Source organism: Actinoplanes flavus (assembly GCF_017592555.1).
GTDB classification, from domain to species: domain Bacteria; phylum Actinomycetota; class Actinomycetes; order Mycobacteriales; family Micromonosporaceae; genus Actinoplanes; species Actinoplanes flavus.
In genome coordinates this window covers 103087-115646 of record NZ_JAGFNS010000028.1, presented here as the reverse complement: position 1 = coordinate 115646, position 12560 = coordinate 103087, and the positions used below count along the sequence as shown (strand labels likewise).

Genomic DNA, 12560 nt, shown 5'->3' with positions numbered 1-12560 from the left:
CGGTAGTGTCACGGCGTGGAAAATCGAAGCTTTCGCAAGCTGGGGCGGACCGTGGGCGTGGTCGGCCTCGGCGCCTGGCAGCTCGGAGCCGACTGGGGCCAGGTGAGCGAGGCCGACGCGCACGCGACCCTGCAGGCCGCCGTGGACGCCGGTGTCACCTTCATCGACACCGCGGATGTGTACGGCGACGGCCGCAGCGAGCAGATCATCGGCTCGTTCCTGAAGGACCGTCCGGGCCTGACCGTCTTCACCAAGATGGGCCGCCGCCTGCCGCAGGAGCCGGGCAACTACCACCTGGACAACTTCCGGGCCTGGACCGACCGGTCCCGCGCCAACCTCGGCGTGGACACCCTCGACCTGGTGCAGCTGCACTGCCCGCCGACCGCGGTCTACTCCTCGGACGAGGTGTTCGACGCGCTCGACACCCTGGTCCAGGAGAAGCGCATCGCGGCGTACGGGGTGAGCGTCGAGCGGGTCGAGGAGGCGCTCACCGCGATCGCCCGGCCCGGTGTGGCCAGCGTCCAGATCATCCTGAACGCGTTCCGCCTGAAGCCGCTGGAGCGGGTGCTGCCGGCCGCCGCCGAGGCCGGGGTGGGCATCATCGCCCGGGTCCCGCTGGCCAGCGGCCTGCTCTCCGGGCGGTACGACGAGAACACCACGTTCAGCGCCGACGACCACCGCAACTACAACCGGCACGGCGAGGCGTTCGACGTCGGCGAGACGTTCTCCGGGGTGGACTTCCGTACCGGTCTCGAGGCGGTGGGCCGGCTGCGCCCGCTGGTGCCGGCCGGCGTCACGATGGCGCAGTTCGCCCTCCGCTGGATCATCGACCAGCCGGCCGTGACGGTGGTGATCCCGGGCGCCCGCAACCCGGAACAGGCCCGGGCGAACGCGGCCGCCGCGGATGTTCCGGCCCTCTCGCCGGAAACCCGGGAAATGATCACCGCGGTCTACGATGAGTTGATTCGCCCGCAGGTGCACGACAAATGGTGAACAATGAAACCGAGAGGCCGCGGTTGAGGGGCTGGCTTGCCATGTCCTTGGGCCTGGTCGCGATCGTGCTGGGCGGCGTCTGGACACTCCAGGGGCTGGATGTGCTGCCCTACAGCGCGATGAGCGGCCAGACGGTGTGGGCCGCCGTCGGCGGCGCCCTGATCATGGCCGGGCTCCTGCTGATCGCTGTCGGGATGCGGCGGCGGTCCGCCGGGCAGAAGCCCGTCCAGTAGTTCGGAGGACGAAAGAGGCCCCGCAACCTCGATGAGGGTGCGGGGCCACGGTCGGGCCGGCCTCCGCCAGGCGGCCGGCGAGCCGGTCTCACGACCGGCGGATTAGTCTCAGAGCGGGCGAACCTGCTCCGCCTGCGGGCCCTTCTGGCCCTGGGCGATCTCGAACTCCACCCGCTGGTTCTCTTCCAGAGTGCGGTAGCCGCTCGTCTGGATGGCCGAGAAGTGGACGAACACGTCAGCACCCCCGCCGTCGACGGTGATGAAGCCGAAGCCCTTGTCTGCGTTGAACCACTTCACGGTTCCTTGCGCCATGCTGAACTCTCCTTCTGAAAATGCCGGCCCGCCCAACCGCGGCAGCGCGGGGCCGATGACCGTTTTCGAGCAGCGGTACCGCGAGGCGGCCTTTCAGAGGACGTCCCATCCGCCCGACCTCGTGACACCGCCGACCACCCGGGATGGGGCCGGCGTCCCGCGGTCAAGCGGAAGCAGCGAACCACGTACGCAAAAACTGGCCACACTGTACCCGAAAATCGGGCTGTAAAGCTCCCCCTCGTAGGAATCCAATAATGGGTGACCGATATGGAAAAGGCCCCCCACTTCTTCCCGTCGAAGCGGGAACGAACCGGGGGACCGGCAAGACTCCTGTCTATACAAGAGATGATCTAGTCGGGCCAGGTTCCGGTGAGTTTCTCGGTGCCGATCGCGCCGCCACGGTGGACCGCCGCCTTCACCACCGCGAAGATCGCACCCTGCAGCGCGGCGGCCGCAAGGATCTCTCCCCAGCCACGATCCGGGTCACCGGCGTCCGGGGCGTCGTCGTCACCGGAGATCATTTTCCAGGCCTCTTTGAAGAGAAGGCCGGCCAGCGCACCGGCCGCGACGCCCAGCACCACGTTCACCGGCTTGAAAGCGGCCTTCTTCAGCTTTCCCGCCATCAGCGCCTCCCTCGGACGATCAGCACGATACCGGCCATCGCGGCCAATCCGGCGATCGTCAGCACGGTCGGCCACGGGTTCGCGCGTACCCGGGAACCGGCGCGATATGCGAGATCGCGCTTATCGGCCTCCCGAATCCGCACGGCCGTGCCGTTGGCCGCCTCCCGCACCCGGCCGGTCATCACGGCCGCCCGCGACCGCACCCGCGCCTTCGTCTCGGCGACCTGCTCGCGAGCGCGGGCCTTCACGTCCGCGCGGGCCGCCAGCGCCTGCACCGTCTCGCCGAGGTCGGATCGGGTCTGCCTGATCTCCTCCCGCAGCGCCACCAGATCAGGTTTCGCCGCGGAACCGTTGATGTCACTCATACCCGGCTTCGCTCCTTGACCGCGTTCTTCACTTCGTCGACATCGGCCTTGACACTCTCGATCGCGGCCATGGGTTCCGGCGGGACGGCCCGGTTCATCTGCTTGCGGCCCAGCAGCGCGAGCACACCGGCGACCGCGAAGAGCACCACGGCGACGATGAGCGCGGCCAGCCACAGCGGCAGGACCAGGTCCAGTGCGATGACCGAGGTCGCGATCAGGGCGCCCAGGCCGTACCAGGCGAGCACGCCCGCGCCGCCGAACAGGCCGGCGCCGATCCCGGCGTGCTTGCCCTTCTCCGCCAGTTCCGCCTTGGCCAGCGCCAGCTCGTCCCGGACCAGGCGGCTGAGCTGTTCACTGGCCCGCTGGACCAGTTCCGCGGTGGATTGCTCGGTGAGCGACCGGGTCATCGCGTCCCCCCTTCATCCCGTATGTGACCGGTGTATGCCCTCGTCCCCGCCCCCTCAATCCTTACCGCCCGGGGCAACCGGGTCCGGCGTTTTCCATCCTTACCGCCCGGGGCGACCGGGACCGGGCCTTTCCCTCCTCGCGATACCGGGCAACCGGATCCCTTTCCTCGTTGCGATACCGGGCAACCGGATCCGGGCCTCCTCAATCCTTGTGTTCCGGGGCGACCTGGACCGGACCGCCGAACACCAGCCCGCGGGTGTCGCCGTCCAGCCCACCGCTGAACACCCGGGCCGCGTCGGACGTCGGGCCGGGGCCGATGTGACCGCCCACCCGGGCCGGCTCGGACGCCACCGACTGCACCTCGGCGCGCAGCCGCGGCAGCGCGCCACGCTGGTTCTCCCAGATCCAGCAGACCAGCTCCTCCCGGACCAGGCAGCGCAGGTCCCAGAGCGCGGCCGCGTCGTTGGCGCTGACCAGCGCGCGCAGCCGGACCCGGCCGTCGATCGCCTCGGTCACCTGGAGCACACAGACCCGGCCGTCCCACAGGTCGCTGCTCTCGCAGACCCGCTGCAACTCGCCCCGGACCGGCTCCACCGGGGTGGACCAGTCCACGTCGATCTCGGCCGTGCCGAGCACCGCCGACCCGGTACGCGTCCAGTTCTGGAACGGTTTGGTGGTGAAGTACGAGGTGGGCAGGATGAGCCGGCGGTCGTCCCAGATCTGCACCACCACGTGGGTGAGGGTGATCTCCTGGATCCGGCCCCACTCCTGCTCCACCACGACCACGTCGTCGACCCGGATCGCGTCACTGAACGCCAGTTGCACGCCGGCGAACAGGTTGCCCAGCGTGCTCTGCGCGGCCAGGGCCGCCACCACGCTGATCAACCCGGCCGAGGCCAGCACGCTGGCGCCGAGCGCGCGGATCCCCGGAAAGGTCATCAGCATGACACCGGCGGTCAGCACCACGATGCCGGCCACGGTGACCCGGCGCAGCATCACCACCTGCGTCCGGAACCGGCGGCGCTTGCGGTTGTCCGGCACGTCGGTGTGCCATCGGGCCAGCGCCATGTCCTCCAGCACCAGCAGCATGGCGCCGACCAGCCAGGCGGACGCGGTGATGCAGAGCAGCACGAGCAGGTGCATCACGCCGGACCGGCCGGCGAAGTCGTCGGCCCAGACCCGGACCGCCTGCTGCACCGTCAGCAGCGTGACGGTGGTCAGCAACGGACGGTGCAGCTTCCGCGCCAGATCGGTGGCGAGCGGGGATTTCCGGCCGAGCCGCAGCATCACCCGGTGCGCGATCTCGACGAGCAGGAGCGCCACGGCCGCCGCCCCCAGGACGTCCAGTAGGACGATCCTCGTACTGGTCACTGGTATTGCCTCCACGGACGTGAAGCCTTGCCCCCCGCGGTGCGTCTACACACCGACGGCGGCGGATGCCGAGATAGCTCACATCCGCCGCCGCCCAGGGTTCCGGGTCAGATCTTTCGATAGCGAGCCTGCGCCACGCAGTAGACGCCGAAGGCCGCGATGCCGGCGGCGATCAGAGCCAGCAACCACACACCCCAGGAGTGCCTGGCCAGCGTCTTGAGCGCCGCGTCCAGACCACGGGCCTTGTCCGGATCGTAGTTGACGGCGGCGGCGACGAAGAGCAGACCGGCGATCGCGTACGCCGTGCCCTTGGCCAGGTAACCGGCCACGCCGAGGCGGATGATCGGCTGGCGGGTGCCGGCCGGCATCTGCTGGGTGTTGAGGTGCTTCACGAACTTGCGCCGGTAGCCGTACCAGGCCATGCCGGCGCCGACGCCGAGCACGACCAGGCCGATCAGCGCGACCAGCCACCGGCCGCCGTCCGAGGCCATCAGGCCGGAGGTCTTGCTCTGGTAGTTGTCACCCATCGAGGCGTTCGCGCCCTGCACGATCTTGACCGCCATCCAGGCGAGGTAGCCGTAGAGGACGGCCCGGACGCCGGAGAGCACCCGCTCGGCCATCGCGGTGCGGTCCCGCGGGCCGCTCTCGCCGACGGCCGCCTCGAAGGCCTGCCAGATCGCCATGGCGGCCAGGCCGACGGCGATGACGATCAGCAACGTCTTGCCGAACGACTGCCGGGCGATGGCCTGGAGGGCTCCGGACTGGTCGCTGTCCTGACCGGAGCCGCTGCCGAAGGCCACCTGCAACGCGATCCACGCGAACAGCAGGTGGATGATGCCGTACCCGATGAAGCCGCCCCGGGCCAGAAACTCCAGGGGTTTGCTCTCGGCGGCCCGTGACGCGGTGTATTTGACGTTCGAGGCTGTGGAGGACATGTCCCCCATGTGACCGGGAGCGACGATCGTCAAACGTGCTGCCTCAGCGCGACACTTCCACCTGGATCTCGTCCGGCGTCACGCTGGACAGGCTGAAGGTCAGGCCGCCGGCCTCGATCGCCTGCTGGCCCTTGGTGAGCTGGATCTGCTCGCCGGCCACGTCGAGGGTCACGGTGTTCTCGTCGGCGGAGACGAACTTCGCCTCGACGCCGAGCACGTCGACGCTGGCGTTGGTCTCTCGGGCGATGGTCACGGTGCACTGGTCGAGGCCGCAGCTCACGTCGTCACCGCACCCGGTGAGCAGCGCGAGGCCGAGAACGGCCGAGGCGAGTGCGGCGGCGATGCGGCGGCGGGGCTTCGAGATCAACACCCTTTCCACGGTACGCGCGGCGAGCAACCCCGGCCCGGCCGGGTGAACGGCCCGCCGAGCGCCGGTCAGGCGGCGACCGGTTGGGGGGAGGGCACGTCGAGGCCGGCGATCAGTTCGGCGGCGGCGCGGCCCAGCGCCCGGGTCGCGCCGTGGGTGGCGATGTGGACGCCGCCGGTCACCGTGACCGGGATGCCCATCTCGACGACGATCGCGTCCGGCCGGGCCTCCAGCACCCGGCTCAGCGTGCCGGCGATCCACGGGTGCCGGTGCACGTCCCGGACCACCAGCACGAGCGGGCGCCCACCCGCTCCGGCCAGCACCGGGGCCGCCGGGTCGGCCAGCGGCTCCAGGTCGTCGGCGGAGAACCGGACCGACGTGGTGCCGGGCAGCAGCTCGGCGAGCGGCTCGCCGACACCCCACGGCGTCTCGCTGCCGATGGCGATGTTGCGCAGTGGCGCGAACTCGACCACGTGCGGGACTCCGGTCACCGGCAGCTCGGGACCACCGTCGGCGGCGGTCACCCGGACCGCGCGGCGGGCCGCCTCGAACCCGACCGTCGAACCGAGGACGGCCACCTCGTTGCCGGCCGCGGCGTCCGCGACCGCACGGGCGCCGGTGGCGGTCTGGACGCGGGTGGTCCAGGAGCCGAGGGCGCGGACCCGGCGTACCGCGTCGTGCAGGCGCTCCTCGGGCAGCTCCCCGGACCGCACCGCCGCGACGATGGCGTCCCGCAGCCGGATCGCGATCTGCTCGTCGGCGTGCTCACCGCCCACGCAGACCGCGTCCGCGCCGGCGGCCAGCGCCCGGACGATGGCGCCCTCCAGCCCGTAGCGGTGGCGGACGCCCTGCATCTCGATGGCGTCGGTGACGATGAGGCCGTCGAAGCCGAACTCCTCGCGCAGCAGGCCGGTCAGGATGCGCGGGCTGAGCGTGGCGGGCAGCTCGGTGTCGTACGCCGGGACCAGCAGGTGCCCGGTCATCACCGCCCGGGCACCGGCCGCGATCGCCGCCCGGAACGGGACCAGTTCGCAGGCCGCCAGCTCGGCCGCGGTGCGGTCGATGACCGGGAGATCGTGGTGCGAGTCGACGGCGGTGTCACCGTGCCCCGGGAAGTGCTTGGCGCACCCGGCCACCCCGGACTCCTGGAGCCCGCGGACGAAGGCAGCGGTGTGCCGGGCCACCAGGTGCGGTTCGGCGCCGAATGCCCGTACCCCGATGACCGGGTTCTTGGGGTTGCTGTTGACGTCGGCGTCCGGCGCGTAGTTCAGGGTGATGCCGGCGTCGGCCAGTTCCCGGCCGAGATCGCGGGCGACCGTCTCGGTGAGATCGGCGTCGTCGACCGCGCCGAGCGCCAGATTGCCGGGCCGGGAGCTGCCGAGCCGCGACTCGAACCGGGTGACGTCACCGGCCTCCTCGTCGATGGCCACGATCACATCCGGGTGCTCGGCGCGCAGCTGCGCCGTCAAGGCGGCCACCTGTCCGGGTGACTCCACGTTGCGCGCGAAGAGGGCCACTCCCCCGAGCCCGGCGCCGAGCCACCGGCGGACCCAGTCCGGGGCGGTCGTTCCGACGAAGCCCGGCTGTAGGACCGCGGCCGCCAACTCCGGCAATTCGCCGTGAATGGACATGTGCCCCCGTACCTCCGATACTTTCGCTCCCCCGTCGGGGACCTATGGTCACACCCCCCGCAGACTTTAGTCAACAAACCTTTCTATTTCCTGTGGCTCCCGATCAGTAGGATGTGCACGTGCTCACTACCGTCGCGGCGACCGGTGTCGACTGGTCCCAGGTGCACGCCGTCCGGCTTCTCGGCATCGCGTGCGCGGTGCTCTTCCTGCTCTGGGCGATCCGCCGCATGTTCCGCGGCAAATAGGGGTACCGGGGCGGCCATGCAACTCCCCGTCTACGGGCCACGCCTGCGCCGCGTGGCCCGCACCCGGTTCGGCTGGCCCCGGCTGCGGCCCGGCCAGTTCAAGCCGATGCGCGCCGTGCTCCGCCGCAAGGACACCCTCGTGGTGCTCCCGACCGGCGCCGGCAAGTCGGCCATCTACCAGATTCCGGCCGTGCTGCTGCCCGGGCCGACCGTGGTGGTCTCCCCGCTGCTCGCCCTCCAGCAGGACCAGATCGCCGCCCTCAACGAACGCGGCGATCCCACCATCCGCGCCGTCCGGGTCAGCTCCGCGGAGACGCCGAAGGAGCAGCGCGAAGCCGTCGAGGCGATCCGGCGCGGCGAGGCCGAGTTCCTCTTCATCACGCCCGAGCAGCTCAGCGACCCGGAGCGGCTGGCCGAGGTGCGCTCCCTCAAGCCCGGCCTGGTCGCCGTCGACGAGGCGCACTGCATCTCCGCCTGGGGCCACGACTTCCGGCCCGACTACCTGGCGCTCGGCGACATGATCGAACAGCTGGGCCGGCCACCGATCCTGGCGCTCACCGCCACCGCGTCGCCGCCGGTCCGCGACGACATCATCACCCGCCTGCGCCTGCGCCGGCCCGAGATCCACGTGTCCGGACTGGACCGGCGCAACCTGTTCCTCGAGGTCGCGTACTGCCCGGACGACGCGTACCGGTGGCGCCGCCTCACCACGCTGCTCGACGAGGAACAGCGGCCCGGCATCATCTACGTGGCCACCCGGCGGGCCGCCGAGGAACTCGCCGAACGCCTCACCACGTCCGGCTACCCGGCCACCTTCTACCACGGCGGGATGGCCGCCGGCGTCCGCGAGCAGCGGCACAGCGACTTCTCCGACGACAAGGTCGACATCATGGTGGCGACCTCCGCGTTCGGCATGGGCATCGACAAGCCCAACATCCGCTGGGTCGCGCACGTCGCCCTGCCCGACTCCCCGGACAGCTACTTCCAGGAGATCGGCCGCGCCGGCCGCGACGGCGAACCGGCCCGCGCCCTGCTGCTCTGGCGCGCCGAGGACGAAGCCATCCAGCGCTTCTTCCAGGGCGGCTCCCCCGACCTCGGCGAACTGCGCGACCTGGCCGGCGAACTGCACAAGGGCCCGGCCACCAAGACCGCGCTGCAGAAGGCCACCGGGCTCGGGCCGCGCAAACTCGGCCAATACCTCAACCTGCTGGAACAGGTCGGCGCGGTGCGAACCGCCACCGGCCACAAACTGACGGTCCCGGCCCGTGCGCCACTCCCGGCCGCGGCGGCCGAGGCCGCGTCGGCGGAGTACGAACGTCAGCAGGCGGTCGTCAAGTCCCGGACCGACATGATGCGCGGGTTCGCCCAGTCCCGGCAGTGCCGTACCGAGACGCTGCTGGCCTACTTCGGCGAAGACCTCCGCAAACCGTGCGGCCACTGCGACAACTGCGCCGACGGCACCGCCCAGGAGATAGCCGCCGCCGAGCCGGAGGGCCCGTTCCCGGTCCACAGCCGCGTCCGCCACGACGAGTGGGGCACCGGCATGGTGATGAACTACGAGGAGGACCGCATGATGATCCTCTTCGACTCGGTCGGCTACAAGACCCTCTCCGTCCCCGTCGTCGTGGAACAACGACTCCTGACCGCCGAGTGATCCTCGTCAGGGCTGGTGCTGGGCCCACTTCGTACACTGCGCGCCGTATTTCGCTTCCCGGTCGCCGTCGGGATTGAAACGTTGGTCGGCAAGCCAACGGGGTTCGCCGTCGCCGGTCCGGACGTTTTTCAGGACGTACGATTCCAGGTTCGCCCGGTTCTTCCTGACCTGCTGTTTGTTCTCGGCGCTACGGTGCCACCAGCCGATGTCGGTGCAGAACGTCACCCGGACCTGGTCCGTGCCGGTCTCCTCGACACCCATGACTTTGACCCAGAGGGGACCGGTCGACCGATTCTCGGCGTCGGTGACGTCAGCGAACGGTGCGAGGGTTTCCCGGTAATGCTTCTCGGTGTGGAGGAACCGGCCGAGCGGAACGATCGGGCTCCAGTCGAGCGAACTACGCAACCAGTAGCCGAACACGAGACTTCTCCTGGCGGCAAGGAGTTGCTCGGTGTCCGGAATCTCGGAGGAGTCCCAGCTGATCGGCAGATCCGCGGTTCCGTCCATTGGCAGTGTGCGGGCCGCCTCCTCGAAGGTCATCGAGGAGGCGGCGGCGCCCGGCGCGCTCGACGGCGACGGCACGCCCATATCTGTGGGCTCGGCGGGACCGGTACAACCCACCGTCACCAGACCCACCATCAGGGCGGCGACCGCCGCAGCACACCGTTTCACTTCGTTCCACCGTTCGTCGCCTTGAGCGTGAGATCCCTCGCCTGGTCGTAGCCGCTCTGATAGGACTCCGCCGTGTCGGTGGCGGCCTTACCCACCGTGTCCAACCCCCGCCCGCCCTTGTATTCCTGCCAGTCCAGACGCTGGTCCTCGTCCCACTTGTCCGGTGGCGTCAAGTTGCCGTCCGGACCGAAGAGGGTCACGGGCAGGTTTTCGAGTCTGCCACTGTGGTAGAGCGACATCTCGGTGATGTCGACCGCGGCGGTACGGCTGGCCCCGAGCATGGCACCGACCTCGTAGGTGGCCCGGCCCTGATTGTCGATCTGCGCGCTCTCCTCGAGATCGCTCAGCACATTGCCGGCGAAGCCGTTGACCAGGTCGCCGGCGCCGGGAATCCGGGACGCCGCCGCGCCCACGGTCCCCTCGACCAGAGGACCGATCACCCTGTACCGGTCCTCGACGCTCGTGTTGTGCTTCTCGTCCAGCTCTTCGCTGGTGGCGTGATGCTCCAGAGACGCTCCGAAATCGATGGTGCCGAGCACGCTGCCGTAGTTGTGCGAGACGACCCGCATCGCGTCCAGGTTGGCCCGGAGGTCGGCGTCCGGGTTCTGCCGGCCGGAGAGGATCTGGTCATACATGCCCGCGGCGTACACGGCCTCGGCCGAGGCGATGGTCTGATGCGCGCCCTGGTCCTTGCCGAGGTCTGCCAGAAAACGGGTGAGATGGGTCTGGTCGACCCGGAACGATTCACTGGTCGTCGGTTGCCCGGCGGCGATGTTCTGGTTCACGTCGACGATGTAGTCCGACATGATGGTGGCCATCGAATCGCGCATCTCCGGTTTGATCAGGTCGATGTCCGTGAACTCGCCGGTCCTGCCATCCCCCGGTGTCCCGCCGTCGGAGTAGCCCATGGCCTGCTCGTCGACGTTGGTCTCGAAGATGATCGCCTCGACGAGACGCCGTGCCTCCGGTCCGGGGGTGTCGGTGGTGGCGCGTTCCAGGGCGACACCGAAATCGTGGAGAGCACCGTTCTGGTAGTCCTCGCCGTTCCTCATCACCTCGGCCGTCCAGCCCGGCCCGCCGGGAAGGTCCGTGGTCGCGTTCCAGTCGCGGTCGGTGAGGAGGTAGTCGAGTCGGGGCAGCCGGCCACCCTCGGGGCCGTCGCTGCTGTGACGGGTGACGCCGGTGAGCAGGTCCCGGGTGGCGTCACCGTTACGGGACAACCCGTCCATCAGGGCGTTCACCGGGTCGTAGCCGGCGGGTGTCGTGTTGTCGTCGTGGCCCTGGGTCCAGTCGAGGCGCACGTTGTCGCCTCCGGCGGCACGCCACAGGTCGCTGTTCCTGCCCTGTTCCATCTCGAAGTCGACGATGTCCCCGCCGACGGTGGACAGGAAGCCGGGGTCGAGGCCGCCGTTGTGCAGCAGCGGGCCGAGCAGTTGGTAGCCGTAGACGTCCTCGACGTACCGCGCCGGGCTGGCGGGGTCGCCGATGTCCATCCTGCCGCGCCCGGCGGCCATCAGATCGGTGACCCACTGGCTGGGCAACTCGTACCGGCCGGGAACGTAGTCCTCCCCGCGCGGGCCGCCCCTGGTGCCGCTCGGCTCGGTCGCGGTGTCCAGCATGACGCCGAGGCCGTTCTGCAGGTCCCGAACCATGTCGGCGGTGTTCCTGCTGAACAGGATGTCGTCGGCGTCCTTGCCGGGATGGTCGAGCTGGTAGGTCGCCAGTGTGCCGTTGAGCTCCAGCAGGCCTTCGGGCCCGAGAGCGTGGAGAATCGTGTAGGCGAAGACCTTGTCCCGGCCGTGCAGTCTCACCAGATCCCGTAGCTCGTCGAGTTCCGCGGCGGTCGGCTGGTAGGTCGGATCCCTGAGCTTCCGCGCCAGCTCCTCGGCCCGGGCGATCGCATGGGGCGGAGCGGGCGCGAACCCGGTCCGTCCCGACGGCACGGTCTCGTTCATGCTCGCGGCCGTCTCGTCGTCCTGTGCCCGCGCGTACTCCACGACCGAACGCAGATCGTTCAGCAGGACGCCCGTCTCCCGGCCGGTCCGGTCCACGTCGCCACCCAGGTACGCCGACGCGGGCGCGGTGATCGTCATGGTCACCGTGTCCACGGTGTATCCGGCCGTCCGGGCGGTGGCGAGAATGTTCTCCGCCTGCTGTCGCAGCGCGGTCATCGAGTACGCATGCTGATCCATCACCTCCCGGGCCCGGTTGGCCCGGCTGTAACTGTTGTCCATCGCGGCACGCAAGGTGGTGGCCTCCTCGGCCGCGGCCACCGAGCCCGCCCCGTCCGGCCAGGCATGGGCGAGGTCGCGGGTGCCCCTGATCAGCTGGTCCGTGGACTTGTCGATGCCCCGCGCGAGCTGCCGCCATCGGTCCGCGGCCGCATGCCAGGGACCGGCGTCGAACGTCAGCAGCGCTGTCAGTGTCATCTCGCTCATCAGAGCACCCGCGATCCGCCGCGGCGCAGATCGTCCGCGCCGGCCTGGTCGGCCGCCCGGTAGCTGTCGGCGGCTTTCGTCATCCTCCGGCCGAGTTGATCCACCTGGGCGGTCAGCCGATTCAGGTCCGTGACCCACGCCTTCTCCGCGGCCTGCGTGGCGGTGCCTGCCGCGGAACCGGGCTGAGCGGCGGGGGCGAGGCCCGGTCCGGCCGCTTCCACCGTCGCCCGCAACGTCGCGGCGGCACCGGTGACGTCCGTGCCCATGGTGCGCAGGGCGGCCACATCAACCCTCAGCAGGTCAGGTTGCATCG

Annotated in this window: 15 protein-coding genes; 4 read left to right on the top strand and 11 right to left on the bottom strand. The window is 70.1% G+C overall.

What is annotated here, in order from left to right; genetic code table 11:
• The first annotated feature begins 15 nt into the window (after positions 1-15).
• A complete protein-coding gene (locus J5X75_RS33620; protein ID WP_208471642.1) occupies positions 16-993 on the top strand; it encodes an aldo/keto reductase in 978 nt (325 codons plus the stop codon).
• Positions 994-1034: 41 nt separating this feature from the next.
• Positions 1035-1226 carry a hypothetical protein gene (locus tag J5X75_RS33615; RefSeq protein ID WP_238490415.1) on the top strand — a complete coding sequence of 64 codons (192 nt, stop codon included), beginning with the start codon at positions 1035-1037 and terminating at the stop codon, positions 1224-1226.
• Between the two features lie 108 nt (positions 1227-1334).
• On the opposite strand, the gene J5X75_RS33610 is transcribed toward J5X75_RS33615, so the two are convergent.
• The 8 genes from J5X75_RS33610 to J5X75_RS33575 form a co-directional block, all read right to left on the bottom strand.
• Positions 1335-1538 (bottom strand): cold-shock protein, encoded by a 204-nt coding sequence (locus tag J5X75_RS33610; protein WP_011905669.1) that lies wholly within the window; start codon positions 1536-1538, stop codon positions 1335-1337.
• Positions 1539-1888: 350 nt separating this feature from the next.
• Positions 1889-2161, bottom strand: coding sequence for a DUF4235 domain-containing protein (locus J5X75_RS33605; protein WP_208471640.1), 273 nt, complete (start codon positions 2159-2161; stop codon positions 1889-1891).
• Positions 2161-2526 (bottom strand): DUF3618 domain-containing protein, encoded by a 366-nt coding sequence (locus tag J5X75_RS33600; protein ID WP_208471639.1) that lies wholly within the window; start codon positions 2524-2526, stop codon positions 2161-2163. The genes J5X75_RS33605 and J5X75_RS33600 overlap by 1 nt, the downstream gene beginning before the upstream one ends.
• Positions 2523-2933 (bottom strand): phage holin family protein, encoded by a 411-nt coding sequence (locus J5X75_RS33595; protein ID WP_208471638.1) that lies wholly within the window; start codon positions 2931-2933, stop codon positions 2523-2525. The genes J5X75_RS33600 and J5X75_RS33595 overlap by 4 nt, the downstream gene beginning before the upstream one ends.
• A gap of 202 nt (positions 2934-3135) precedes the next feature.
• Positions 3136-4305 (bottom strand): mechanosensitive ion channel family protein, encoded by a 1170-nt coding sequence (locus tag J5X75_RS33590; protein ID WP_307798432.1) that lies wholly within the window; start codon positions 4303-4305, stop codon positions 3136-3138.
• Positions 4306-4412: 107 nt separating this feature from the next.
• The gene (locus tag J5X75_RS33585) at positions 4413-5240 is read right to left on the bottom strand and encodes a DUF1206 domain-containing protein (protein ID WP_208471637.1); all 828 of its coding nucleotides are present in this window, start codon (positions 5238-5240) and stop codon (positions 4413-4415) included.
• 43 nt (positions 5241-5283) lie between these two features.
• A complete protein-coding gene (locus tag J5X75_RS33580; RefSeq protein ID WP_208471636.1) occupies positions 5284-5610 on the bottom strand; it encodes a hypothetical protein in 327 nt (108 codons plus the stop codon).
• Positions 5611-5675: 65 nt separating this feature from the next.
• On the bottom strand, positions 5676-7238 hold the full coding sequence (locus tag J5X75_RS33575; RefSeq protein ID WP_208471635.1) for a glycoside hydrolase family 3 protein: 1563 nt from the start codon (positions 7236-7238) through the stop codon (positions 5676-5678).
• Between the two features lie 119 nt (positions 7239-7357).
• Between J5X75_RS33575 and J5X75_RS45685 the strand changes: the two genes are divergently transcribed.
• Together J5X75_RS45685 and J5X75_RS33570 are read left to right on the top strand one after the other, a co-directional pair.
• Positions 7358-7483, top strand: a complete 126-nt coding sequence (locus tag J5X75_RS45685) for a hypothetical protein (protein WP_274383734.1) — start codon at positions 7358-7360, stop codon at positions 7481-7483.
• Between the two features lie 16 nt (positions 7484-7499).
• Positions 7500-9137: a RecQ family ATP-dependent DNA helicase gene (locus tag J5X75_RS33570; protein WP_208471634.1), complete on the top strand. Its 1638-nt coding sequence runs from the start codon at positions 7500-7502 to the stop codon at positions 9135-9137.
• A 6-nt stretch (positions 9138-9143) separates the two neighbouring features.
• On the opposite strand, the gene J5X75_RS33565 is transcribed toward J5X75_RS33570, so the two are convergent.
• The 3 genes from J5X75_RS33565 to J5X75_RS33555 are packed head-to-tail and all read right to left on the bottom strand — an operon-like array spanning position 9144 to position 12558.
• Positions 9144-9776, bottom strand: a complete 633-nt coding sequence (locus tag J5X75_RS33565) for a hypothetical protein (RefSeq protein WP_238490414.1) — start codon at positions 9774-9776, stop codon at positions 9144-9146.
• Between the two features lie 29 nt (positions 9777-9805).
• Positions 9806-12247 carry a hypothetical protein gene (locus J5X75_RS33560; RefSeq protein ID WP_208471633.1) on the bottom strand — a complete coding sequence of 814 codons (2442 nt, stop codon included), beginning with the start codon at positions 12245-12247 and terminating at the stop codon, positions 9806-9808.
• Positions 12247-12558: a type VII secretion target gene (locus tag J5X75_RS33555; RefSeq protein WP_208471632.1), complete on the bottom strand. Its 312-nt coding sequence runs from the start codon at positions 12556-12558 to the stop codon at positions 12247-12249. The genes J5X75_RS33560 and J5X75_RS33555 overlap by 1 nt, the downstream gene beginning before the upstream one ends.
• Positions 12559-12560 lie beyond the last annotated feature (2 nt).

Bases quoted from the DNA above. Each gene is read 5' to 3' on its own strand.
- J5X75_RS33615 (WP_238490415.1), top strand. From the start codon at position 1,035: ATGTCCTTGGGCCTGGTCGCGATCGTGCTGGGCGGCGTCTGGACACTC.
- J5X75_RS33610 (WP_011905669.1), bottom strand. From the start codon at position 1,538: ATGGCGCAAGGAACCGTGAAGTGGTTCAACGCAGACAAGGGCTTCGGC.
- J5X75_RS33605 (WP_208471640.1), bottom strand. From the start codon at position 2,161: ATGGCGGGAAAGCTGAAGAAGGCCGCTTTCAAGCCGGTGAACGTGGTG.
- J5X75_RS33600 (WP_208471639.1), bottom strand. From the start codon at position 2,526: ATGAGTGACATCAACGGTTCCGCGGCGAAACCTGATCTGGTGGCGCTG.
- J5X75_RS33595 (WP_208471638.1), bottom strand. From the start codon at position 2,933: ATGACCCGGTCGCTCACCGAGCAATCCACCGCGGAACTGGTCCAGCGG.
- J5X75_RS33585 (WP_208471637.1), bottom strand. From the start codon at position 5,240: ATGTCCTCCACAGCCTCGAACGTCAAATACACCGCGTCACGGGCCGCC.
- J5X75_RS33575 (WP_208471635.1), bottom strand. From the start codon at position 7,238: ATGTCCATTCACGGCGAATTGCCGGAGTTGGCGGCCGCGGTCCTACAG.
- J5X75_RS33570 (WP_208471634.1), top strand. From the start codon at position 7,500: ATGCAACTCCCCGTCTACGGGCCACGCCTGCGCCGCGTGGCCCGCACC.
- J5X75_RS33565 (WP_238490414.1), bottom strand. From the start codon at position 9,776: ATGGTGGGTCTGGTGACGGTGGGTTGTACCGGTCCCGCCGAGCCCACA.
- J5X75_RS33560 (WP_208471633.1), bottom strand. From the start codon at position 12,247: ATGAGCGAGATGACACTGACAGCGCTGCTGACGTTCGACGCCGGTCCC.
- J5X75_RS33555 (WP_208471632.1), bottom strand. From the start codon at position 12,558: ATGCAACCTGACCTGCTGAGGGTTGATGTGGCCGCCCTGCGCACCATG.